Below are 23,103 nucleotides of genomic sequence, written 5' to 3' on the forward strand. Positions count from 1 at the left end.
GAGGGGCCCTTCCGTCCGGTACCGGAGTACCGGACGGAAGGGCCCCTCGGCCGTTCGCCCCTGGGTCAGCCCAGTCGCTTCACCGTCGTCCATCCGTCCGCGTCCAGCGTGTCCGGGGACGCGTCGTTGGCGGTGGCGGTGCCCGCGAACAGGAGCAGGGCGCCCGCGGTGTTGGTCGCGATCATGTCGGGGATGCCGTCACCGGAGAGGTCCGGACTGCCGTACACCAGTGGGTAGTTGGCGGTCGTGAACGTGGTGGAGGCGTAGGCGTCGTCGCCGTCCAGGCTGCCGCCGGACGTGCCCAGGCTGCTGAGGACCGTGCTCACCCCGTCGCTGGCGAGGATGCCCTTGCGCAGCTGGATGTTGCCCGCCGAGGTCCGGTAGGTCAGGTCCTTCGCGCCGTCGCCGTTGTAGTCGGCGATGGCCACGAAGTCCCGGCCGTCCCAGGCCGTGGTGGTGTGCTGGGTGGCGGTGGTGAAGGCGCCGCCCGTGTAGCCGGAGAGGATCCACAGTTCGGCGCCGTTGACGCCGCCCGCGACGAACAGCTCGGGCTGGCCGTCGCCGGTGAGGTCGCCGGCCGCCTTCATCTCGGACCAGGTGGACGGGGCCGGCATGTTGGCGGGCAGCCGTACCTCGACGCGCTCCCTGACGTTGATGGCGCCGTAGCCGTCACCGGGGTAGATGAAGAGCCGGTTGTCGGGGGTGCGGATCACCCAGTCGGTGACGCCGTCGCCGGGTGCGAAGTCGCCGTTGTGGGTCACCAGCGAGTACGCGGGGGCCGCGCTGTCGCCGTTCCAGATGTGCGGGGCGGTGCCGGCGTCCCGCAGCAGCGTGCCGTTGTCGTGCTGGCCCCACGAGCTGACGTTCCACTTGCCGTTCTGGTCCGTCGTGTTGATCCAGAGGTTCCCGGCGGCGGTGACGTGCCCGTAGTCGGGGGAACCGTCGCCGTTGAGGTCGCCGGCGGCGTCGGCGGTCGGGCGCGGGGTGACGTAGAAGGTGTGCTTGTACGGGTTCGGCGAGATGTTGCCCGCCGAGTCGACGGCCTTGACGTAGAGGGTGTTGGGGCCGGCCGCGGGGGGCTGCATCCCCGTGTAGTTCTCCGTCGAGGAGATGACGGTCGTGCAGGTGGCCGCGCCCGTGCCCTGCTTGGTGCCCGCGCAGGCGTAGTGGTCGTAGGTCGTGTTGTTGATCGAGAAGACGAACTTCACGATGTCGGTGTCGGCGCCCTTGGTGAAGGTGAAGTCACCGGCGGTACCGAACTTGACCGTGGACCAGACCTCGCCGTTGCTGTCGTTGTTGCTGTCGGCGGGGAACTGCGCGGAGGTGACGTTGGTGGGCGAGTCGGGCAGGTCGCTGTCGTAGGCGAAGCGGCACAGCCCGGCGCCGCTCGTGGGCGACCAGGCGCTGCTGACCTTCGCGTCCCAGGACCGCACCCGCCACACGTACTTGTAGCCGTTGGCCAGCGTGAACTTGCTGGAGTCGAGCTTGACCGAGGCGGTCTCGCCGTCGTCCACCGAGTCGGAGAAGTACTTGTGGGTGGCGTCGTACGACCCCTCGCGCCAGACCTCGAACTCCAGCTTGGCGAGGTCGCTGTCGGGGTCGGTGGCCTTGGCGCTGATCGTCGGGACGGTCTTGCCGAGGCTGATGTAGGGCGAGGCGCTGGTGTCGCAGTAACCGGGGCTCATGGTCACCGAGGTCGGCAGGCCCGGCTTGCGGTTGTAGGTGATGGCCACCGACGGCGAGCCCTCGCCCTCGGCCTTGAACTTCTTCCAGGAGTACGTGTCCGTCTCCAGGCTCGACGCCGAACCGGTCGGCGCGGAGGAGGAGGTCGAGGCCACCAGACCGATGTTGAAGGAGGTCCAGGCGTTGTCCGCGGCCTCCTGGGCCAGCGAGGTCACGGTGAAGTTGACGTGCGTGTCGGGGCAGGAGCTGTTGGACTTCCAGCCGTACGCGAACGACTTCGAGGTGATCTTCCGGCTCCAGCTGGGCTGCTTGTTCCAGGTGGTGGAGCTGGAGAAGTTGCCGGTGCGCCACACCTGCATCGTGCGCTTGCTGCACGACCAGGAGTGGGTCTCCAGGACCTTCAGGGTGGCGCTGGAGACGTCGGCGTCCTTGATGTTCTTCTGGAGCTTGAGCTTGAAGAGGGACCGCGCGGTGCCCCAGGTGTCCCGCTCGAAGCCGACGCGGGCCTCCTTGGTGTCCTGGTTGTAGTTGGCGCCGTCGTAGAAGCTGGAGCTGGGGTACTTCTTGTAGACGGTGGTCCAGTTGGACCGGGTCGCGGTGGTGGACGGGTCCAGGAACAGCGGGTACACCGGGGCCTTGGCGCCGGCCGCGTCGAGGTACTCGCTCGGCGGGTCGATCGTCAGGACGCGGCTGACCTGGTTCAGGGAGGCCCCCGCGGTGGTGGCGTGCGCGCCCTCGCCGGGCCCGTTCACGGCGGGCAGCGCGAGGGTCTCGTTCGCGGCGGCGGCCGGGAGGGAGTAGGCGGCGGGGTCGATGTCCGCACCGGCGAGCTGGGAGTCGGAGTCGTCCGACGAACTCCCGGCGCTCTCCTCGGGGTCGGCCTCGGCGGACTTGTCCACCTCCGAGGTCCAGCCCTCCACGTCCTCGGCGTCCTCGTTGCTGCCGGTGGCGGCGTCCGGGTCGGCGGCCGGGGTGTCCGTGTCGTGCGTGCCCGCCGAGTCCCAGAGGAACGGGGTGGGCGAGACGGTGATCTCGTTGCCGTCCTTGTCCTTGCCGTGCACGACGTCGGTGGACGGGTCGAGGGAGAAGGCGAGGGTGGGCGAGGTGAAGCGGTAGCGGGGCGGGGCGGCGGCCAGTGCGGCGGCGGCCTCGGGGGTGTGGATGACCAGGACATGGGTGTACCCGGTGTCCCGCGCGGTCAGCATCAGGTCCACGTCGGGCAGCACGTTCTCGTACAGCGCCCTGTTGTCCTCGACGACCGGCTCGGGGAGCCCGCCGGGCCACTCGACCTGGATCTCGTGGCCCTCGGCGGACATCGTCAGGAGCGGGGTCCAGGCGTTCTCGGCGTCATCGGCGACGGTGTCGGCGGAATGCGTGCCGTTAACCTGCAATTCACCTGAGGAATGCGAGGTGTTCTCGCGGGTGGCGGTTGTGAAGATCGCGCGACTGGTCGTGGCTTTACCGGAAAAGCCCGCACTGTTTGCCTTCGATTTGCCTGCGGCGGGGCTGTGGTCCGAGTCTCCCGACGCGAAAGTCACGGGATAGGGGCTGTTGACGGTGGTCCAGCCGGCCTTTCCCTCCCGCAGCGAGACATCGATCGGCGCCCACTTGCCCTTGGCGTTCTTCGCCCGCACCGGCGCGACGGAGGCCGTGTAGGTGAAGGAGCCGTCGGGATTGGCGAAGGTCTGGGAGAACTCGTCGGTCAGCGCGGCCACTTCGACCTTCTTGCCGGTCCTACGGGCCTTCTTCTGAGCCGTGTCCTCGGCGCTGACCTCGCTCTTCGCCGCCTTGGCCTTCGCGCCCGCCGCCGGCGTCCTCTCCGTGGCCGGCCCGTCGTCGCTCAGGGCCAGGACGGTGGCACCGCCGGCCAGCAGCGCGAGGGCGACCGCGGCGGCGACGCCACGTCGAACTCCCCGTCTGCCAGGGGGTGTTGATGCAATGTCATGACTGTCGTGGTCGCTCAAGGGACCCTTCTCCCGTTGTCCTTGGGCCTCGCTTGAACGCACGACCCCCCGTTTTGGACGTGTGGAGTATGTGCAAGCCACCCCGGCGAGATCAACACCCCTGTGAAGCCGAGAAGTAGGAGAGGCGTAAGTGGCTGTGGGGTATGGCGATTCTTTGCTGTTCTTTGTCGCTTTTTGGGGCGTGACATAGCTAACACAAACTTATCTGACCTTGACGCAGATCTTCACGAGGGGTCAATTTCATCCCGTCATTGATCACCGTGTGCCATCACTCCGAACGTTTTCCGGAGGGCGTGCGGCACGGTGATACGGGGAAACGGGGAGAGGTCGGTCCGCCATGCGTGGGGGCTTGTCGTGGTGCGGCAAAGGTTGGCTGACGGAGAGAACTTCACGTGATCGGCTGTTCCGCCGAAGAGCGCGACTAGGAGTCGTCGCCGCCGTTTTCCTCGCCCTCAACGTCGCCTCGTTGCAGGGCGCTGTCGCGTTCGGCCCCGACAACGACGCCCGTACGACGGTCGAGCTGGACGAGCTCCAGGCGACGGACGCCGTCCCGGTCGACGAGACCAAGACCGACAAGCTGGAGCAGCTCGAAGCGCCCGCGCTGGAGAAGCTGACCGACTACGCCCCGGCGGCCGTGGTTCAGGTCCCCGAGGCCGTCGACGTGACCGCCCCGGTCGCCGACGTGACCGCGGGCGGCACGCCCAAGCCGGTCGCCGCCTCCACCGACGGCACGCTGACCGTCGGTGTCACCGCACCCGACGGCGCGACGCAGGCCCAGGCCGACTCCCTCGAAGGTGCCTGGAACGTCACGGTCGAGCCCGAGGCCGACGCGGTGGCCGCCGGTACGCAGGGCGTCATGCTCCAGATCGACGCCCCCGACACCGCCACCGGTGACGCGGTCATCCAGATCGACGCGACCCGCTTCGCCGAGACGTACAGCGCGCAGTGGCTGGACCGCCTGTCCTTCGCCCTGATGCCGGCCTGCTACGCGACGACGCCGGAGCTGGAGGAGTGCTCCACGGGCGTCCCGGTGACCACCGAGGTCGAGCGCACCACCGACGAGGTGACCGTCTCGGTCGACGCGGGCGGCGACGACTCCGGCTCGGAGGCGGACCCCGGCGAGGACAGCGCGACCGACGAGACCTCCGACTCCACGGCGACCACCAAGGACATCCAGGAGACCCTGCTCAACCTGACCGTCGACACCGCCGCCCTGGCCTCGGTGTCCACGGCCACGTCCACGAGCGCCTCCACGGCCGCGAGCACCGACGAAGGGTCGGTCGACTCGGCGGTATGGCGCGGTGAGAGCGCGACCGGCGTGCAGCAGGTGGCCGACTCCGCGGGCGGCCTGCTGGTCGGCACCTCCTACGGCGCGGGCTCCGGCGGCGACTTCGCCGCGACCCCGCTGTCCTCGGCGGGCACCTGGTCGCAGGGCGGCTCGTCCGGCGCCTTCACGTACGCGTACACGATGGCCGGCCCGCAGGTCCCGTCCGGCCCGTCCCCGAACGTGACCCTGAGCTACAACTCCCAGTCGTCCGACGGCCGTACGTCAGGCACGAACAACCAGGTGTCCTGGATCGGCGAGGGCTGGGACTACAACCCGGGCGCGATCACCCGCACCTTCGTGGGCTGCGCGGCGGACACCGCCGACGCGAACAACGACAAGCACTTCACCGGCGACCAGTGCTGGGGCTCCAACAACGCGGTCCTGACGCTGAACGGCACGACGACCGAGCTGGTGTACGACGATGACGACAAGGTGTGGAAGACCTCCCGCGGCGACAACACCCGCGTGGAGCTGCTGACATCGACGGACTACACCCGCATCACCGGCATCTCCAGCTCCAACAACGGTGACAACAACGGGGAGTTCTGGCGGGTCACCACCAGCGACGGCACCCAGTACTACTTCGGCATGAACCGCCTGCCGGGCTGGACCTCCGGCAAGGAGGAGACCAAGTCGGTCCTGAACGTGCCGGTCGCCGGCAACCACAGCACCGACCCGTGCCACGCCACCAAGTTCGAGGACTCCTTCTGCGACCAGGGCTGGCGCTTCCAGCTCGACTACGTCGTCGACCTCAACGGCAACGCGATGTCCCTGTGGTGGCACAAGGAGACCAACGCCTACGCGAAGAACAACAAGGAGGCGAAGGCGGTCGAGTACGACCGCGCCGGTTACCTCTCCCGCATCGACTACGGCCAGCGCGCGAACACCTTGTTCTCCGCCGAACCCCTTGGCCGGATGAAGTTCACGGCCCAGGAGCGCTGCTTCGAGAAGGACGGCGACAACACCTGGGACTGCTCGAACACGAGCTTCGACTCGAAGCAGTCGTACCTGACCCGCCCGTGGTTCGACACGCCGGCAGACCTCGCCTGCAAGACGAACACGAAGTGCTCGACGTACGCCCCCACGTTCTGGTCGCGCAAGCGCCTGGCGACGGTGACGGCGTGCGCCCAGCGCGAGCAGGGCGTGACACTGACCGAGTACAACTCCACGGACGACACGGGTGCCCGCAACGCCTGCGGCATCGACGACTCGACGTACGGCACGACCGCCCTCGCGAAGGTGGACTCCTGGAGCCTGGCCCAGTCGTTCCCCTGGGGCCTGACCGGCGAGTACACCGCACTCTGGCTCGAGTCGATCACCCGCACCGGCTACGCGGTGGACGGTTCGACGGAACGCCTGAACCCGGTGATCTTCGGCCGCAACAAGCTGGTCCTCCCCAACCGGGTGAAGAAGGCGACGGGCGACACCGACCCCCTCTTCGGCCGCCTGCGCATCCAGGACGTGGTCTCGGAGTACGGAGGCCGCACCCACGTCACGTACAAGGCACCGGAGGGCGCCTGCGCGACAGGCGACAACTTCCCGGCGGTCGACAAGAACACCCTGCGCTGCTACCCGGCCTACTGGCACGCGGACGGCGAACTGACCGACAAGCGCATCTCGTGGTTCCACAAGTACGTGGTCGAGTCGATCACGGAGTACCCGCAGCTGGCGGACGCGACGGACGTCACGACGACGTACGAGTACGACACCGACACGTCCGACAAGACGGTAGGCGCCCTCTGGGCCAAGAACCAGGCGGAGTTCTCCCGCCCGAAGACCCGCACGTGGGACGACTGGCGCGGCTACCCGGTCATCACGACGATCTCGGGCGTCCCGTCGGCACCGGATGGGAGTGTCGCCTCCAAGTCGGTGACGCGTTACTTCCGCGGCATGAGCGACGACGTCCTGGACGACAGCACACCGAAGGACTCGAGCGACGACGTCAAGCGGTCGTTCAAGGTCCAGGACGTCACGGGCGCGGACATCGCGGACGACCGCAAGGCGTACGCGGGGATGGTCGCGGAGTCGCTGACTTATCCGGATTCGGGTGCGTCGACGTCGTCGGGGTGGCTGTCGCGGACGGTCAACTACCCGGATGCGCCGGTGCGGTTGGCGACACGTAACCGGACAGACGGTCCGGACGTGGTCTCCGAGCGCGTCACCTTGGGCAAGGTCAAGACGGTCACCAAGTCGTCGGGTACACGGCCGGGGGATTCGGCGACGCTGCGTACGGTGCTGACGGAGACGGACTACGACTCGACGTACGGTCTGCCTACCGAGGTTCGGGAGTTCGGGGACAACGCGGCGTCGAAGACGACGGACGACTCGTGTACGCGTACGTCCTACGTGCACAACAACTCGACTGCCGTGGACGGCATCTTCCTGATCGGCCTGGTCAACAGGACGGTCACGACGACCGGCACGACCACCTGCTCGACGGACCTGTCGGCGTCGACGGCCTCGACGATGGTCACCGGCTCGCGCGTGTTCTACGACGACGCGACTTCGCTGACGGCCACGCCGACCAAGGGGCAGGTGACCCGGACCGAGGTGCCGACGGGCGCGGGCACGGGCTGGGAGACCTCCAACCCCGAGTCGCGTACGACGTACGACGAGTTCGGCCGGGTCACCAAGGTCGTCGACCCGACCGGGCTGACGAACACCACGTCGTACACGCCGGGCTCAGGCCAGGTCTACGAGATCAAGACGGTCAATGGCACCAAGGCTGACAGCAGTGGTGCGGAAACCGGCCTCATCACCATCACCAAGGTGGAGCCCGGCCGCGGCGCGACGCTGACCTCGACGGATGCCAACAGCCGTGTCACGTCGTACGCGTACGACCCACTGGGCCGCACCACTGCTGCCTGGGACACGACCCAGCCCGCCACCGACGACCCCACTGCGCGCTACACGTACAACACGGTCGCCGACAAGCCGGTGTCCGTGGTCACCGAGTCGTTGGAGGACAACCCCAGCAGCACGTCCGGCGACGGCGTGTACAGCACCTCCACCGCGATCTACGACGGACTGGGCCGTGAACGGCAGTCCCAGACCCCGGCGGTGGGCGGCGGCAAGCTGATCACCGACACCTTCCACAACGCGGCCGGCCAGGTCAGCTTCACCCGCAACGCCTACTACATGGCGGGCGACCCCGGCACCGACCTGATCGTCCCCGTCTCCGAGTCGCTCGTTCCCAACGCGACCACCTACACGTACGACGGCCTGGGCCGCGTTCTCACCGTCACGCCCGTCCACCACTCCTTCCCGCAGACGGGTGAGGATGCGGTGGACGGCAATTCGACGGTGAAGACCACGGACCGCCGTACCCGCTACCAGTACGGCCTCGACTACACGATCGTCCGCCAGCCCACGGGCACACCCGGTTCCAGGGTGTGGACGGACGCACTGGGTCGCACGGTCCAGCAGGACACGTACAGCGACACGGCGTTGACCGAGGCCGACGCGATCAGTACGACGTACGAATACGACGTGCGTGGCGACATGTACAAGTCCACCGACGAGGTGGGCCACACTCGCACCTGGACGTACGACGCCCTCGGCCGCGTCACCGACACGACCGACCCGGACACCGGCGCCACGCACACCACGTACGACGCGTACGGCCGCGTGAGTACGGCGAAGGACGGCCTCGGCCAGATACTCACCTACAGCTACGAGCGCTACAACCGCGTGAACGAGGTCAAGTTCACTGCGGCGGGCGGCACTTCGGGCACCACGGTCCAGTCGTATGTGTACGACTCGGCGCCCAGCGGCAAGGGCATGCTGGCCTCGGCGACCCGCTACAACGACGGCGGCAAGGCGTACAAGACATCGATCGCCGGGTACACGGCGGACTACCAGCCGACGTCGATGACGATGACGCTGCCCGACGGCACGACGTCGGGAACGACCGCCGACGGTTTCAAGACCAACTACACGTACGACTACACGTACAACGACGACGGTCAGCTGGAGAAGTACACTACCCCCGAGGTGGGAGGCCTCAGCGCCGAGTCCGTCATCACCCGTTACAACGAGGCCGGGCTCCCGACCACGGTCTCCGGCCAGGACTGGTACGTCGCCGAGACGTCCTACTCACCCTATGGCCAGGTGATGCGCTCCACGGTGGGCGAGGTCGGCCACCGGGTCTGGCAGGACAACTCCTTCGACGAGGCCACCGGCGAACTGCTCACCAGCAAGCTCGTCCGGGAGAACATCGGTGACACGGGCGTCGTCCCCGACCACACGGTGAGCACGCGCGCCTATGCCTACGACCCGTCGGGCAACATCCTGTCGGTCGCGGACAAGCTCGGCTCGGGTACGACGGCCACCACCGACCAGCAGTGCTTCACATACGACACGCTCGGTCAGCTGAAGACGGCATGGACGACGCCGAGCGGCAAAGCCTGCACCGCCTCCGGCAAGTCCACGGCCGAACCGGTGTACGCGGACGGCACGGTCAACGTCTCGTCGAACTACGACGGTTACTGGCAGTCGTACACCTACGACGTGCTGGGCAACCGGAAGTCGAAGACGGTCCACAAGGCGGACCCGACAGTCACGTCCGGGGTGGTCGACACCAAGAACGACGTGGTCACCGACTACAACTACGGCAGCAATTCCGATGACGCGGTAAAGAACGACCAGCCGCACACCCTGACCTCGTACGACACCACGTCCAAGACTGCGGCCGGCGCCGAGGTCAAGACCCGCTCCACGCAGACGTACGACGCGGCGGGCAACCTCACCAACCGCACTACCGGCGGTGACACAGAGCAGGGCCTGACCTGGACCTGGGACGGCCAGGTCGAGTCGGTGACGGGCTTCGGCCCGGATGGTTCCGGGCCCTGGCTGGGCACATCCGACATGTGCATGGACCTCGCGGGCGGCAACCCCGTGGCCGGCGGCGTCATCCAGATCTACGTGTGCAACGCGTCCAAGGCGCAGAACTTCCGTCTTGAGGCGCTGGACGCCGACAACAACGGCACGGTCGAGGACAAGACCATCGGGCAGTTCGTTGTCGCGGGTGCTTGCGCCCAGCCGACCAGTGCGGCGGCTGGAGCGGCGGTCCAGGTCCAGCCCTGTGACAAGACGGTGGCAACGCAGCGCTGGCAGGTCGTGGACACGGGCCTGATCAAGCTCGTGGGCACCACCCTGTGCATGAACGCCCCGTCCACCGCGAACAGCACCGACCTGGTCCTGGCGACCTGCTCGGCGTCGGCGACGGGCCAGGTGTTCAAGCCGGCCTCGAAGACGACGTACGTGTACGACGGCATGGGCAACCGTGTGCTGGAGCGCTCGACCTCCGGTGCGGTTCTGCACCTGCCCGACACGACCGTCTCCCTGACGGTCTCGGGCAAGCTCCGCTCGGCCGAGCGTACTTACGGCCACGACGGCGCCCCGACGGTGACGCGCTACCGCGAGGCGTCCTCCGCGACCGGATCCAGCGAGCAGTTGTTCGCCCAGGCGGTCGACCACAACGGCACCCCGCTGGCCGAGGTCCGGCTTGACGGCGGCCAGTCGGTCCGCATCACGAAGAAGGACCCGTGGGGCGAGGACCGCAGGGGGTACACCCCGGCGCGCTCGCGCACGTCGTTCGCGACAGGTGACGATGACAAGGCCGCCGGCCTGGTCCATCTCGGAGCGCGGGAGTACGACCCGGCGACGGGACGCTTCATCTCGGTCGACCCGGTCCTGGACCAGAGCGACCCGTTGCAGGCAAACGGCTACTCCTACGCCAACAACAACCCGGTCACACACTCGGACCCGAGCGGCCTGACCTCGTCGGCCTCGAGCTTCGACGCGTCGATCGCGGCGCTGGAGAGCCAGATCGCCGAGTACCAGCGCACCCTGTCGGTCTCGATCGGCGATGTGATCCTGTCGGTCGGCTGGGCCGTGTTCAAGGAGTTCATCGGCTGGAACGACGTGGTCGGCTGCTTCTCCCAGGGCGACCTGTGGGCCTGCGGCAGTCTCCTGATGGACGCGATTCCGTGGACGAGCGTCTTCTCCAAGGGCAAGAAGATGTGGAAGGCCTTCAACGCGACGCTGAGCGCGGTGAAGGCGTGGAAGGCGGCCAAGGCTGCCGCGGAGATCGGCCTGAAGGCGGCGAAGGCGGCCAAGGCGGCGCTGATCAAGGCGAAGAAGGCAGCGGAGGCTGCCGCGGCCGAGGCGAAACGCAAGGCGAGAGCGGCGGCCAAGGCTGCGGCTGAGGCTGCGAAGAAGAAGGCGCATACCGGTTCGAAGGGTGCGCGGGGCAATGCTCCGCAGGTTCAGGCTCGCAAGACGACCCAGCAGAAGGGGTCGTCCGGTGGTGGCCGGGCGGAGTCCAAGTCTGGTGGGTCGCGCGGAGGGTCGGGGCGGGATGACTCCGGTGGCGGGTCCGACGGAGGTTCGGACGGAAGTTCGGGCGAGGGCGCGAGCTGCTCGATCAACAGCTTCACCCCGGAGACCCGGGTCCTGATGGCCGACGGTTCGACCAAGGCGATCAAGGACGTCAAGGTCGGCGACAAGGTCATGGCCACCGACCCGGAAACGGGCGAGACCAAGGCCGAGGAAGTCACCGCCGAGATCAAGGGCGAGGGCGTCAAGCACCTGGTCAAGGTGACCATCGACACCGATGGCAGGAAGGGCTCGAAGACCGCCGAGGTCACGGCGACGGACGGGCACCCGTTCTGGGTGCCGGAACTCGGTGAGTGGCTCGAGGCGACAGACCTTCAGCCGGGCCAGTGGCTTCAGACCGGAGCCGGCACGCTGGTCCAGGTCACCGCCATCGAGCGCTGGACGGCCCAGGGTGCCACGGTCCACAACCTGACCGTCAGCAGCCTGCACACCTACTATGTGCTCGCGGGAGCCACATCGGTCCTGGTTCACAACTGCGGTGTCGCCAGGTTCGAAGTGGATTCCAGCGGTGTTGTGAACGACGTGGATAACCCGGTCACGGCAACTGAACCCTACGATCGTGCCAAGCATTACGGTGGCTCCCAGACGAACGGCCCTGCGGGACGCGCAGCGCGAGCCGAAGCTCAGGGGCAGCCGTGCCCCGTGTGCGGCACGACGATGAGATCAGGCACTGCCAACCCTCCCGTCCCCGAGCATGAACCGGCGTTGGTTCTTCACTACTATCGCGGCGGAGGTTCAGAGATGACAGACGCAGAGCGAAGAGCCTACGCGAAGAACGACGGCATCAAGGGTGCGGCTTGTGGGCCCTGCCAGCGATCGCAAGGAGCCGAAATGGCGAAGGTCTCCAAGGCGATTAAGAGGAATCTGGGGCTATGATCGACGAAAATGAACGGTTGTCTGCTCTTGAGGGACACGTTCGGAAATTCTGGGACGGTCATATCGTGGAGCCGGCTCCTTGGGGGCGCGGGCCGATCCTGGAGCGAGTTCCGAAGTTCTCCGCTTATCGAGTCCTTCCTCAGCGTGCTGGCGAGGCTTGGGTTTATGTGACGGTGGGTTCCTCTGTCGACGGATCTGAAGTCGGTGGAATCGAGTTCTTCGTCATGTCGCCCGTGGCTGACGAAATTCACTCGGAAACGTTGGCCATGGTGAGCCACTACCATTCGTTTGAGGCTCACCGGCTGAGTATCGGATCGATCATCAATATCGGCCGTCCATGGATGTCGGATTCACCCATGGATCACCTTCTCGTGAGTCTTCCCTATCCGTATGGGCCTCAACTCGAATGGGCTCCGCCGGAGGCCGGGGGTGCGCGATTCTTGTGGCTGCTTCCCATCCATCGAAGTGAGGCAGATTTCATTAAGCGTGAGACGCTTGATGAATTCGAATCCATCTTGGATTCGAAGGGTGTGAATGTGCTGGATCCCCATCGGGATCCGGTTGCCTGACGGGTCGTTCTACGGGGGTCCATGGCTCATGCTGTGAGCCATGGCCCCCCGATCCTGAGTCCGTGTGCGGGCGTAGCCCGAGCCGCTCGGATCATCCAGTTGACGCTTCAGACACGCTGAGGCACACGCATCCCGGCACGCACCTTCGCGGCCAGGGAGACGGTGTGGACAACGACTCGGGCACGGGGACTCGGGTTCTGCACTCCGAGCCCCGAGGGCTTCCCTGCTGGGGCCGGTAGACCGTTCGCCCCTCGCGCAGAGTCCCCTTGAGGGTGTGAAACGACGAACACCCGCCCTCGTGGTGGACGAGAGCGGGTGCGGCGGGGCGGGGTCAGGTCGTCTGCTCGATCGCCTCGAAGATGTCGGCGTCGGTCTCCTGCTGCCACTCGGGGAGTTCGGGCCAGTCGGCCACGTAACCCGGCTTCGGGTTCTCGAAGTGCTTGTACATCTGGGCCGTCCAGCAGGTCGCGACGAAGCGGCCCTTCTGCTCGCGGCTCAGGCGTGCCGCGTGGCCCGCGCTCAGCTCCAGAAACTGGCGTACCTGTTCGCACACGGCGGCTGCGGCTTCACGCTCCCACTCGGGAGTTTCCTCCCACGGCGTCACGTAACCCGACTTGGGCTCGCCCGGGAAGTGCTTGCGTACGCCCGCGATCCACGCCTCGCGGAAGATCCTGCCGTCTGCCATGCGGTTCCTTGTCGTCATGCGGCACCCGCGAGTGCCGCGATCCGATGGTCCAGGTCTGAGACTCGGGTATTCGAGGCCAGAGTGGCAAGGCGCGGCCGGAGGCCACTGAGTTTCGCGCCGATGTACCCCGAGTGGGTCTGGTCGGCGAGGAGCAGGGCGGCGTCCGCGTAGTGGAGCGCCTGATCGACGTCGCCCTGGTGGATGCCCAGTGCCGCCAGGTCGACGAGGACGGCGCCGCGTCGCCGCAGGCTCAGATCCTGGGCCAGGGCGGTCGTCAGGGCCTCTTCGGCGAGGTCGGGGCGTCCGACTGTAGGTAGCAGGCGCCGCGTTCCTCGGCGAGCCGGGAGCCGTCGAACCGAAGCCAACCGCCGTTGTGGACCTGGCCGGACAGCGTCTGTACTCGCTCGGCCTCGTCCAGGGCGCGCATGCACGAGTCGGTGTCTCCCAGAGAGGCATATGCCTCGGCCTGCACAGCGGCTACCCAGTATCGCGTCGACAGGGCGCTGTCGCCCCGCTGGGTGTACAGCTCGACGTAGGCGTGCCGAGTCATGGCGCAGGCCCAGAGGTCGTAATCCCCGGCTGTTTGGGCTGCGTTGGCCGCGAGCGCGTAGCAGTGCGCGGCGGCGGTGTACTCGCGCGCGTCGAAAAGCACTTCGCCGGCGAGCTGGTAGATGTCCGCGATCAGCGTGCAGACCTGCTGTCGCTCCGAGGGACCGCGAACGTCGTCGAGGCTCCGGACCAGGACATCGAGCTGATGCCGGACGGCCGGAAAGACGGCGCGTTTGGAGTCCGAGAAGGCGTAGACCTGCCAGAGGCTGCGGTTCAGCTCCCCGCCGAACTCGGTGACCGTGGCGGCCATCCGCCCGTGCGGTGAGAACTCCGCGCCCGGCAGAGCTATCTGTGCGCCCGCCACGGCGAGCAGTGTCAGTACGTCGCGGCGTCTCATGTCGTCACTTGTGGTTAGGAGAGGATCGGGGGCCGTACACGACGTCTTCGGGGCAGGGGCGGGGTTGAGGAGAACGTTCAGTTCGGCGAGGTTCAGCTGGAGGAACTGTGCAATCCGGGGACGCTGGTAAGGACGTGGTGTCGATGTCCCCGCTTCCCAGCGCACCACGGTGGACGTGGCGACGCCGAGCTGCTCGGCCATCTCCTCCTGAGAATGGCCGCAGCTCGATCTTTGCTCCGCCAGCGCTTCACGCCTGCCCATCGCGATGATGTTCCCCTCCCACGCAGCGCTTTCTGAGGTCTGACGGTTCAACGCCTGGAAAACGCCCAGGTGTTGCTCGGCACCCGCTCTGGGAGACGGTAACGCGCCGTCGTTGACTGGTGACAGACGCCGAGTGCCATCCGCAGGCTCCCTGCTCTCGGCGGCTTCCCCGGCGGCGGGCTTGCTGTGATCACCCCTGTGTCCCGCAGGTCTGCCGCTGCCCTTCCGAGCCACTGGACCCCCACATGACCGTCGCTCAGATTCCTCCCAGGCCGCAGAACGGCACTCTCCAGTACCCGCCGCTGGGCGGGGCATCATGACCATGACCTCCGTACGACCCGCCCCGACAGGGCCACCCGGATACAGCGAGACCATGCCCTGCGAGCCCCTGACCGCCCGCCGCGCCCGTCTCCTTGTCTCGGCGGCACTCCATACCTGGGACCTGGAGGAGTTGGCGGACGCGGGCACGCTCATGGTTTCCGAGCTGGTAGGCAACTCGGTCCAGCACACCGCTTGTCGCCTCATCCGCGTCTCCGTCCGGCGCATTGCCGTCGACCGCGTACGGATCGGCGTCACCGACAAATCCCGCCGTCTTCCGGAGATCGGCGGAGGCGAAGGCAGCCGGGAGGGCGGCCGAGGCCTGTTCCTGGTCGAAGCCATGGGTGACCGCTGGGGCTACGACCTGCACCGCTGGGGCAAGACGGTCTGGGCCGAGCTGGTCGTCGAGGTCGGCGAGGAATGAGGGTCCCCGACCGACTCCCGGCGCCAACCACCACGAAGGGACGAACGCACATGCACACGTTGATCGCCGGTCCACAGCAGCACACGTACCTCGTGGCACGACCAGGTGCACGGCGCGGTGTCCAGCTCCGGGCCGCCCGGTACGACGAACTGGCCGCCGCCGACGCCGCCGATGCGCTGGTCCCCGAGTGGCTGGTCGACGCCGCCCGCAAGACCTGGGCCTTGGACCTGGCGGGGCGGCCTGTGCACGGGACTGTCGTCGTTCGCGCACGTACGCGGCTGAACTACTCGCGGGCAACGTGGGAGTTGAACAAGGGGTGCAATTTCAACTGTGCCATGTGCTATCTCGCGCAGCGCACGTTCGAAGGGCTGCCGTGGTCGGAAAAGGCACGGCTCATCGACATGTTCTGCGAAGCCGGAGTCCTGTGGCTTCAGTTCACTGGCGGGGAGCCGACGATCGACCGCGACCTCCTTGAGGCCTACGCGTACGCGTACGAGCGCGGGATGCTGCTGGAGATCCTGACCAACGGCAGTCGGCTGCACCGCGACGACGTGCTCGGCACACTGATGCGGATGCGCCCGCACAAGGTCACCGTGAGCTTGTACGGGGCGAGTGAGGAGGCCGCGGATTCCCTCACTCGCACGAGGGGCTCGTTCCGGCTCGTCATGAAGGGACTTGAAGCGGCTCGGGCGGCGGGTCTCCCCGTCGAGATCACGCTGATCATCACCAAGCACAACGAACACGAGGCTGACGCCATGCGCGGGATCGCGCGGGAGTACGCGGATCAGTTCAGCGAGTACGGGTCGATCTCCCCCACCTATGACGGGCAGCCGGACCCGCTCGCCGCGCAGTCCCCGTGTTTCCTCGGCGGAAATACCGTTTTTCAGGGGTGCCCCGCCGGCCACACCTTTTTCCACGTAGGCCCGTTCGGGCTCGCGACGATGTGCAAGATCGGCCGCGAGAACCCCATCGACCTCATGACGACAGGCGTCGCCGGGCTGCTCGGACTGCAAGCTCTCCGGCACCTGCCGGGTCTGCCGCCCGCTGGCGAAGGCGTACCAGATCGCGAAGGCACCACTGGAGAACTACTGCCAACATCGTGAAGGAGCACCGGCATGACCGCTGTCGCTGTCGAAATCGCACCCCCGCCCGCCAAGAGGGCCCAACCCGTGGACCTGGTGGGCCTGGTGGTTGTCGAGGACATCGAGGAACTGACCGTGGGCGCCATCCCCGGCTGCGGCGACGACAACCCGTACCAGTAACAACGCCCTGGTGGCCCTACGCAGGCGTCGCGTCGCGCTGTGCGGGGCCACCCCTACCCCTGCCTGTCTCTGCAAAAGTGCACCCATGCCGACCGAACGCATCGACTTCGCCGACCTCCCCGACGATGTCCAGGGCTCCGTACTCGCCCGCACGGGCCCGCTCTTGAGCGCCGAAACCGTGCCGTCCGGCTTCAACTCCGCCGTCTCCGCACGACTGACGACCGAGCAGGGCGAGTTGTATGTCAAGGGGCTGCCTGTGGACCACCCCCGCGTGTGGACGCAGCAGCGAGAGGCGGTCGTCGGAACGTACGTGAGTGGTATTTCTCCACGAGTGCGGTGGCACCTCCAGGCCGGCGGATGGGACCTCGTCGCCTTCGACGCACTCGACGGCGGCCATGCCGACTACACGCCGGGCTCGGACGATCTCCCGCTCGTCGCCGCGACTCTGGAACGGCTGTCGGGGCTGCGCGCACCGGGCGGCGTGGAACTCAAGGAGGCTGGACACCGGTTGCGTGAGCACGCGCCTGCCGCAGCTCTCGCGCACTTCACCGGAGACGTCCTCTGCCACACCGACCCGAACCCCGCCAACGTCCTGGTCGGCCAGGGGCATGCGTGGCTCGTCGACTGGGCGTGGGCCACCCGAGGTGCTCCGTGGCTGGACGCCGGGTACTGGGTCGTCTGGCTGATCGCCGAGGGCGGCCACACCCCCCAGAGCGCTGAACGATGGGCTTCCCGTATCCCTGCCTTCCGCGAGACCCCCGAGGTCGGGCTGAACGCGTTCGCGGCGGCCAACGAAAGCGTCTGGAGAGAGATCGCCGAGGAGTCGCCCAACCCCTGGACCCACAGCGTCCACACGGCCGCCAAGTCATGGGCCGCCCACCGCTCGGCAGCTTTCATTCAGGCAGGTCGTGGTCGATGAAGGGGTGCCGGCAGCTGACTCGTTTGCACTTTGCCTGTGGGCCGCCGTGTTGGAAGCTGGGGCACGGGCAGGACAGACAGTGGATGTCGCCGTTGGGGTCGGGCTCCCAGCCGCTGTGAGTCAGTCGCGCTCGGGCGGTTTCCCGTATGCCGCGTAGTCGGTCGTCGAATTTGCGGAAGTCGGCCTCGTTCTCTTCGAAGGCCTTCTTCTGGGCGCCTGTCAGGTCGTACTGCTGCATCTTGCCCTCCCGAGGTGGAGGTGGCGGCGAGGAGTGTCTCGTCCCTACGCCCACGATGGCCCGGCGGGCGCCTGCCCGCACGTCGAGAGAGTGGGGAGGGGGCCTGCGGGCGCTCCCGACGCGTTTTCGCCCGATGAGCCGCCTCACCGTCGCGGGAGCAAGAGAGCACTGAGGCCAACACCTCGGACATGCACGCGACTTGGTCGGCGGTGACCGCGTGCGGGGCCGTCGCCTCCGAGCTTCGCGGTGATCGTCGCGAGGAGAGCGGTACGCCAGGAGCGCTCGGTCACCGACCCGGGTCGCGTACCGGAGTTCTCCAGCTCTCGACCGTCAACCCCGTGCAGCCGGTCGTGCCGGACTCGGCCTCTTGACGGCGGGAGTACGGAGATCCGCGTGACTACGGTGGGACGATGAAACTCTCGCCGCCAGTTGCCCGGGAACGCTTCATCGCGTCGCCCGTCGCCCGGCTGGCGACGGCCGACCGCCACGGGGTACCCCACGCGGTGCCCGTGACCTTCGTCGTCCTGGACGACAGCCTGTACTTCGCCGTCGACCACAAGCCCAAAGCCACGTGGGACCTGCGGAGGTTGCGCAACATCAGGGAGAACCCGTCGGTGACGGTGCTGGTCGACCACTATGACGAGGACTGGTCACGGCTGTGGTGGGCGCGTGCCGACGGGCGAGGGGAAGTCCTGGAGGACGGCGAGGAGCGGCTCCACGCGGTGGAACTGCTGCGCGGGAAGTACGACCGGTATGGCCAGTACGGGGATTCTCCTCCCCAGGGCCCCGTGGTCGCCGTTCGGGTCGGACAGTGGAGCGGCTGGGCTTTCTCATAGCCGTGCCGTGGCCGTGCCATAGCCTTGCCGTGGCCTTGCCATGGCCATGTCGGCCGGAGACGGCGATCGCCAGGACCGCCGTCCCGTACAGCCGTACAGCCGGTCAGCCGGTGCTTCAGAGGATCCTGACCTTGTTGATGCTGACCCCGCCGGGGTGGTTCGGCCAGGTCATGACGGTCCACTTGTTGATCCCGGACGCGGGCTGCCAGCTTCCGTCCCCGAGCCACTGGACGCGGTTGTTGCCCGTCGAGATCCGGGTGACCCACCAGTTCGTGGAGATCAGGTCGGCCTCTCCGGCGTTGGCGTAGCACCGCATCTGCGAGTTCTCGCCGGGTCGGTGGATGGTGATCTGTAAGAAGTCGGTCCTGCTGCACGTGCCCTCGTTGATCGCGAACGCGCTCGTCGCGCCGACGGTGAGCGAGGCCGTCACCGCGACGGACGTGAGCGCGGCCAGGACCGCCTGCTTGGCGATTTGCTTCATGGGGGGTTGTCCACCTTCCAGGAGCAGGGGCGGAGCGACCCTTTGGGCCGAACTCGCCTCACGTGCCACTCCGTTGAGGCGATCTTCTTCCGCCGGCCCGGTCGCTGACCAGCGCGAGGAGGCGGAGCTGCCCGAAGAAACGGGAGGTCTGCCTGGCGGGCCATCGGCGGCTGCCCGGGGCACGGCCTCCTTGAGGAGCCGCTTCTGCGCAGGACCGCGGGCAAGATGGTATCGACGGCGATAGTATCGCTACCGATACCATTGTCTACGGGAGTCTTCTCATGCGCCGCTTCATCGGCAGGGACCGCGAGCTGACCGTCCTCCGCGATGCCCTGCAAGGGGTCGGTGAAGCTGTCGGGTCGCCCAGACCCGGCCAGTGCATCCTCATGCGAGGCAGGCGCCGAGTAGGCAAGTCCAGCCTCGTCGAGGAGTTCCTCCGGCGTACCGAGACCCCGTATCTCTTCTTCACCGCGGCCGGCGGTACGGCGGAGGGTGAGCTGACGGAGTTGCTCGACGCCGTCGCCCGGTCCACGCTCCCCGGCCGGGAACTGTTCTCCGAGGAGGCCCCCACGCAGTGGAACGCGGCCCTCAGGCTCCTCGCCGAGGTCCTGCCCGACGACCGTCCGAGCGTGGTCGTCATCGACGAGGTCCCGTATCTCATGGACCGCATCGACGCCTTCGAGGGCATGTTGCAGCGGGCGTGGGACCGCCTGCTCAGCCGCAAACCCGTACTCCTCCTCCTCGTCGGGTCCGACCTGTCCATGATGGAGGCGCTGAACAGCTACAACCGCCCCTTCCACCAGCGCGGGCGGGAGATGGTCGTGGGCCCGCTCAACCCCGCCGACATCGGCGAGATGCTCGACCTGGAACCGGCGGCCACCTTCGACGCCGCCCTGATCACGGGCGGCCTCCCGCTGATCTGCGCGGAGTGGCGGCCCGGGGCGGACGTGTGGGACTTCCTCCGTGACTCGCTCGACAATCCCATCTCGGCGCTGCTGGTCTCCGCCGAGCGCTCGCTGGCCGCGGAGTTTCCCCCGCAGGCGATGAGCGGGGAAGTCCTACGGGCCATCGGCACCGGCGAGCGGACCTTCACCAACATCGCGCGCGCCGCCGGCGGCATCTCCCACACCACGCTCACCCGTGCCACCGATCTCCTGACCGGGAAAGGGATCGTGGCTGCCGAACTGCCCCTCTCCCTACGGCCGTCGAAGGAACGCCGCTACCGGGTCGCCGACCCCTACCTGCGGTTCTGGCTCGCGTTCCTGGACCCGCACATGGCGGAGATCGAACGGGGGCGAGGGGACCTCACCCTGGGCCGGATCAGGGAACGCTGGACGAGCTGGCGGGGCCGCGCGGTCGAGCCCTTGGTCCGGGAGTCACTCGCACGCCTTCTGCCGGACGGCGCCCTGCCCGCCGTACCGGCGATCGGCGGGTACTGGACCCGCAGCAACGACGTCGAGATCGACCTCGTGGGCGCCGACCGGCAGCCGGTTGTCCGGCAGTTGCTCTTCCTCGGCTCGGTCAAGTGGCTGGAGAACTCCGCGTTCGACAGCCACGACCTGGCCGCGCTCCAGAAGCATCGCGCGGCGATCACCGACGAGCCGGTACCGCTGGTCGCGGTCTCCCGCAATGGGGTCAGTTGTACCGGGCTCCAGGCGGCGTACGGTCCCGAGGAACTCCTCGGCGCCTGGCGCACGAGTTGACGGGCGCCTACCGAAACACTTCGAGCGAGATGTGCGCCGACAGAGCGCCAAGGAAATCCGCCGCGTCGAACACCGCCCCCGCCGACACAACCCCCACGCCCCGACCCCGCCCCGCCAACACCCACCCCACCGCCTCCACGGCCAACGGCGCGCTCACCGCGTAGATGTCCCGCCCCCGAGCCACCGCCCGCCGTTCCACCCCACCAGCCCGTACGACGACATCGACGACGAACGTCTGTGCGGACCGTCCGTCCTCGTCGACCGCGACCGGTGTCGGGGTGTCGGTCGACGTCAGGTCCCTCGCCGCCTCGGCCGCCATGTAACTGCGCACCTCGGGTACGTCGAGGTGGCTCGGGACGGTGACGACATCCGCCATCGAGAACTCGCCGATCACCTCCCGGGTCCCCATCGGCTCCGGGAAGGGCCACTTCAGGGTCGGCAGCGCGTCGTCGTGGTACTCCAGCCGCCCTCCGCTGTAGCGGACCCGGCGGCCGTTCCTGCGGTCGCGGGAGACGGCGCCCGCGGTGCGTGTACCGGCCGTGGGGTGCCAACTGCTCAGGCCGTACGCGATGTGCGCCTCGTCGGCCGACGTCCAGTCACCCATCGCCGCGGTGACCAGCAGGTCGCCGATGCCGCCGAAGAAGGCCATCGCCGGGATCACGACGGCGTTCGCGGCCCGGGCACGCTCCGCGAAGTACGTGAACGTGTCGAGGTTGGCCTCGATCTCGGCCGCCACGTCCACATACGGGATCCCGGCCCGCAGCGCCGCCTCGATCACCGGCGCGGCCGTCACGGCGAAGGGCCCGGCGCAGTTGATCACGGCGGCGGCACCGGCCAGCGCGCGGTCCAGCGCCGCCGGGTCGTCGACCGAGGCCGGGCGGGCGTCGAGCCCCGGGTCGTACGACGCGGCCAGCGCCCGCAGCTGCTCCGGGTCGCGCCCGGAGACGATCGGGACGTACCCCCGTACCAGCAGCTCCGCCACCACGAAGCGCCCGGTGTGCCCGTACGCACCGAACACCACGACTGTCCGCCCCGACCCCATTACCGGTCCCATGTCTTCTCCCCGTCGCGCTTCACGAACCGTTGCCAGTCGCCATCCTGGCCGCGACGCCCCACCCACACGAGTGTCCGGAACGACACACCCCGTACAGTTCCGGACATGGAAACGAGTACGAGTACGAGTACGAGCACTGTCGCGCTCGCCCTCACCGACGGCATGCTCCACTTCGAACTCGCCATCGCCTACGAGGTGTTCGGCTCCGACCTCTCCCACGTGACCGCCCCCTGGTACGAAGTCGCCCTGTGCGGCCCCGCCCCGATCCGCGCCGGCCGGTTCCTCCTGGAACCCGACGCCGGCCTCGACCGACTCCCGTACGCCGACACGGTGATCGTCCCCGGCTGGGCGGACGTCGATCAGGCGCCGCCCGCCGAACTGGTCGGCGCGGTGCGTGCCGCCCATGACGCGGGGGCGCGGGTCGCCTCCCTGTGCACGGGGGCGTTCGTGCTGGCCGCCGCCGGACTGCTGGACGGGCGGCGCGCGACCACGCACTGGGCGCACACCGACGTCCTCGCCGCCCGCCATCCCCTCGTCGAGGTCGATCCGGACGTGCTGTACGTCGACAACGGCAGCGTCCTCACCTCCGCCGGCAAGGCGGCCTCGATGGACCTGTGCCTGCACCTCGTACGCCTCGACCACGGCTCGGCGATCGCCAACACTGTCGCCCGCCGCCTCGTCGTACCCCCGCACCGGGCAGGCGGACAGGCGCAGTTCGTCACCGCGCCGGTGCCCGCGCGGGACGACCATCCGCTCGCCGAACTGTTCCCCTGGGCGATCGAACGCCTCGACCGCCCGCTGACCGTGGAGGACCTGGCCCGCCGGGCGAACATGAGTTCGCGCAACCTCGGCCGCCACTTCCGCACGATCACCGGCACCACCCCACTCCAGTGGCTGCTGACCCAGCGCATCCGGCGCGCACAAGAACTGCTGGAGGCCACCGGCGACAGCGTCGACGCCATCGCCGAGGCCGTCGGCATGGGCACCGCCACCACCCTGCGCCGCCACTTCAACCGCACGATCGGGGTGCCCCCGGACACGTATCGCCGTACGTTCCGCAGCTCGCGATCCGCTGTCGGATGATGCCCAACACCTTGACGTGTCCCTGTCGCAGTGGGTTTATGGGAGCGCTCCCACGTTTCCGCTGATGCTGAAGTT

The 23,103-nt window shown here is 68.0% G+C and carries 15 protein-coding genes and 1 pseudogene; 9 read left to right on the forward strand and 7 right to left on the reverse strand.

The window, feature by feature from the left end; genetic code table 11:
• Positions 1–65: 65 nt before the first annotated feature.
• Positions 66–3,647 carry an FG-GAP-like repeat-containing protein gene (locus OG787_RS28210; RefSeq protein WP_405536862.1) on the reverse strand — a complete coding sequence of 1,194 codons (3,582 nt, stop codon included), beginning with the start codon at positions 3,645–3,647 and terminating at the stop codon, positions 66–68.
• Between the two features lie 466 nt (positions 3,648–4,113).
• On the opposite strand from OG787_RS28210, the gene OG787_RS28215 reads away from it, so the two are divergent.
• Together OG787_RS28215 and OG787_RS28220 are read left to right on the forward strand one after the other, a co-directional pair.
• A complete protein-coding gene (locus tag OG787_RS28215) occupies positions 4,114–12,249 on the forward strand; it encodes a ricin-type beta-trefoil lectin domain protein (protein WP_405536864.1) in 8,136 nt (2,711 codons plus the stop codon).
• Complete coding sequence (locus OG787_RS28220) at positions 12,246–12,818, forward strand: suppressor of fused domain protein (RefSeq protein WP_405536866.1); 573 nt, start codon at positions 12,246–12,248, stop codon at positions 12,816–12,818. The genes OG787_RS28215 and OG787_RS28220 overlap by 4 nt, the downstream gene beginning before the upstream one ends.
• A 331-nt stretch (positions 12,819–13,149) precedes the next feature.
• Here the strand turns inward: OG787_RS28220 and OG787_RS28225 are convergent, their stop codons facing one another.
• The 3 genes and pseudogenes from OG787_RS28225 to OG787_RS28235 form a co-directional block, all read right to left on the reverse strand.
• Positions 13,150–13,503 carry a hypothetical protein gene (locus OG787_RS28225; RefSeq protein ID WP_405536868.1) on the reverse strand — a complete coding sequence of 118 codons (354 nt, stop codon included), beginning with the start codon at positions 13,501–13,503 and terminating at the stop codon, positions 13,150–13,152.
• Between the two features lie 274 nt (positions 13,504–13,777).
• Entirely contained in the window at positions 13,778–14,449 is a 672-nt protein-coding gene (locus OG787_RS28230) for a hypothetical protein (protein WP_405540830.1), read from the reverse strand.
• A gap of 135 nt (positions 14,450–14,584) precedes the next feature.
• Positions 14,585–15,184 (reverse strand): annotated as a pseudogene (locus tag OG787_RS28235) (helix-turn-helix transcriptional regulator); the annotation flags it as partial.
• Between OG787_RS28235 and OG787_RS28240 the strand changes: the two are divergent.
• The 4 genes from OG787_RS28240 (at position 15,084) to OG787_RS28255 (ending at position 17,633) form a co-directional block, all read left to right on the forward strand.
• Complete coding sequence (locus tag OG787_RS28240; RefSeq protein WP_405536870.1) at positions 15,084–15,452, forward strand: ATP-binding protein; 369 nt, start codon at positions 15,084–15,086, stop codon at positions 15,450–15,452. The pseudogene OG787_RS28235 and the gene OG787_RS28240 sit on opposite strands and share 101 nt — an antisense overlap.
• A 50-nt stretch (positions 15,453–15,502) precedes the next feature.
• Positions 15,503–16,555, forward strand: coding sequence for a radical SAM protein (locus OG787_RS28245; RefSeq protein WP_405536872.1), 1,053 nt, complete (start codon positions 15,503–15,505; stop codon positions 16,553–16,555).
• 12 nt (positions 16,556–16,567) lie between these two features.
• On the forward strand, positions 16,568–16,714 hold the full coding sequence (locus tag OG787_RS28250) for a hypothetical protein (protein ID WP_405536874.1): 147 nt from the start codon (positions 16,568–16,570) through the stop codon (positions 16,712–16,714).
• A gap of 85 nt (positions 16,715–16,799) precedes the next feature.
• The gene (locus OG787_RS28255) at positions 16,800–17,633 is read left to right on the forward strand and encodes a phosphotransferase family protein (protein ID WP_405536876.1); all 834 of its coding nucleotides are present in this window, start codon (positions 16,800–16,802) and stop codon (positions 17,631–17,633) included.
• On the opposite strand, the gene OG787_RS28260 is transcribed toward OG787_RS28255, so the two are convergent.
• Positions 17,608–17,871, reverse strand: a complete 264-nt coding sequence (locus OG787_RS28260) for a hypothetical protein (protein WP_405536878.1) — start codon at positions 17,869–17,871, stop codon at positions 17,608–17,610. The two genes, OG787_RS28255 and OG787_RS28260, sit on opposite strands and share 26 nt — an antisense overlap.
• 410 nt (positions 17,872–18,281) lie before the next feature.
• Here OG787_RS28260 and OG787_RS28265 point away from each other — a divergent pair, with 410 nt between their 5' ends.
• A complete protein-coding gene (locus OG787_RS28265) occupies positions 18,282–18,707 on the forward strand; it encodes a TIGR03668 family PPOX class F420-dependent oxidoreductase (protein WP_369032348.1) in 426 nt (141 codons plus the stop codon).
• 115 nt (positions 18,708–18,822) lie between these two features.
• On the opposite strand, the gene OG787_RS28270 is transcribed toward OG787_RS28265, so the two are convergent.
• Complete coding sequence (locus OG787_RS28270; RefSeq protein WP_369032349.1) at positions 18,823–19,188, reverse strand: beta/gamma crystallin domain-containing protein; 366 nt, start codon at positions 19,186–19,188, stop codon at positions 18,823–18,825.
• 281 nt (positions 19,189–19,469) lie between these two features.
• Between OG787_RS28270 and OG787_RS28275 the strand changes: the two genes are divergently transcribed.
• A complete protein-coding gene (locus OG787_RS28275) occupies positions 19,470–20,891 on the forward strand; it encodes an ATP-binding protein (protein WP_405536881.1) in 1,422 nt (473 codons plus the stop codon).
• A 7-nt stretch (positions 20,892–20,898) separates the two neighbouring features.
• Here the strand turns inward: OG787_RS28275 and OG787_RS28280 are convergent, their stop codons facing one another.
• The gene (locus tag OG787_RS28280; RefSeq protein WP_405540606.1) at positions 20,899–21,933 is read right to left on the reverse strand and encodes a saccharopine dehydrogenase family protein; all 1,035 of its coding nucleotides are present in this window, start codon (positions 21,931–21,933) and stop codon (positions 20,899–20,901) included.
• A gap of 117 nt (positions 21,934–22,050) precedes the next feature.
• Between OG787_RS28280 and OG787_RS28285 the strand changes: the two genes are divergently transcribed.
• Positions 22,051–23,028, forward strand: coding sequence for a helix-turn-helix domain-containing protein (locus OG787_RS28285; RefSeq protein ID WP_369032351.1), 978 nt, complete (start codon positions 22,051–22,053; stop codon positions 23,026–23,028).
• Positions 23,029–23,103 lie beyond the last annotated feature (75 nt).

Origin of the sequence: Streptomyces sp. NBC_00075 (assembly GCF_045041225.1) — a bacterium.
GTDB classification, from domain to species: Bacteria; Actinomycetota; Actinomycetes; order Streptomycetales; family Streptomycetaceae; genus Streptomyces; species Streptomyces adonidis.

Bases quoted from the DNA above. Each gene is read 5' to 3' on its own strand.
- OG787_RS28220 (WP_405536866.1), top strand. From the start codon at position 12,246: ATGATCGACGAAAATGAACGGTTGTCTGCTCTTGAGGGACACGTTCGG.
- OG787_RS28225 (WP_405536868.1), bottom strand. From the start codon at position 13,503: ATGGCAGACGGCAGGATCTTCCGCGAGGCGTGGATCGCGGGCGTACGC.
- OG787_RS28230 (WP_405540830.1), bottom strand. From the start codon at position 14,449: ATGAGACGCCGCGACGTACTGACACTGCTCGCCGTGGCGGGCGCACAG.
- OG787_RS28240 (WP_405536870.1), top strand. From the start codon at position 15,084: ATGCCCTGCGAGCCCCTGACCGCCCGCCGCGCCCGTCTCCTTGTCTCG.
- OG787_RS28245 (WP_405536872.1), top strand. From the start codon at position 15,503: ATGCACACGTTGATCGCCGGTCCACAGCAGCACACGTACCTCGTGGCA.
- OG787_RS28250 (WP_405536874.1), top strand. From the start codon at position 16,568: ATGACCGCTGTCGCTGTCGAAATCGCACCCCCGCCCGCCAAGAGGGCC.
- OG787_RS28255 (WP_405536876.1), top strand. From the start codon at position 16,800: ATGCCGACCGAACGCATCGACTTCGCCGACCTCCCCGACGATGTCCAG.
- OG787_RS28260 (WP_405536878.1), bottom strand. From the start codon at position 17,871: ATGCAGCAGTACGACCTGACAGGCGCCCAGAAGAAGGCCTTCGAAGAG.
- OG787_RS28265 (WP_369032348.1), top strand. From the start codon at position 18,282: ATGAAACTCTCGCCGCCAGTTGCCCGGGAACGCTTCATCGCGTCGCCC.
- OG787_RS28270 (WP_369032349.1), bottom strand. From the start codon at position 19,188: ATGAAGCAAATCGCCAAGCAGGCGGTCCTGGCCGCGCTCACGTCCGTC.
- OG787_RS28275 (WP_405536881.1), top strand. From the start codon at position 19,470: ATGCGCCGCTTCATCGGCAGGGACCGCGAGCTGACCGTCCTCCGCGAT.
- OG787_RS28280 (WP_405540606.1), bottom strand. From the start codon at position 21,933: ATGGGGTCGGGGCGGACAGTCGTGGTGTTCGGTGCGTACGGGCACACC.
- OG787_RS28285 (WP_369032351.1), top strand. From the start codon at position 22,051: ATGGAAACGAGTACGAGTACGAGTACGAGCACTGTCGCGCTCGCCCTC.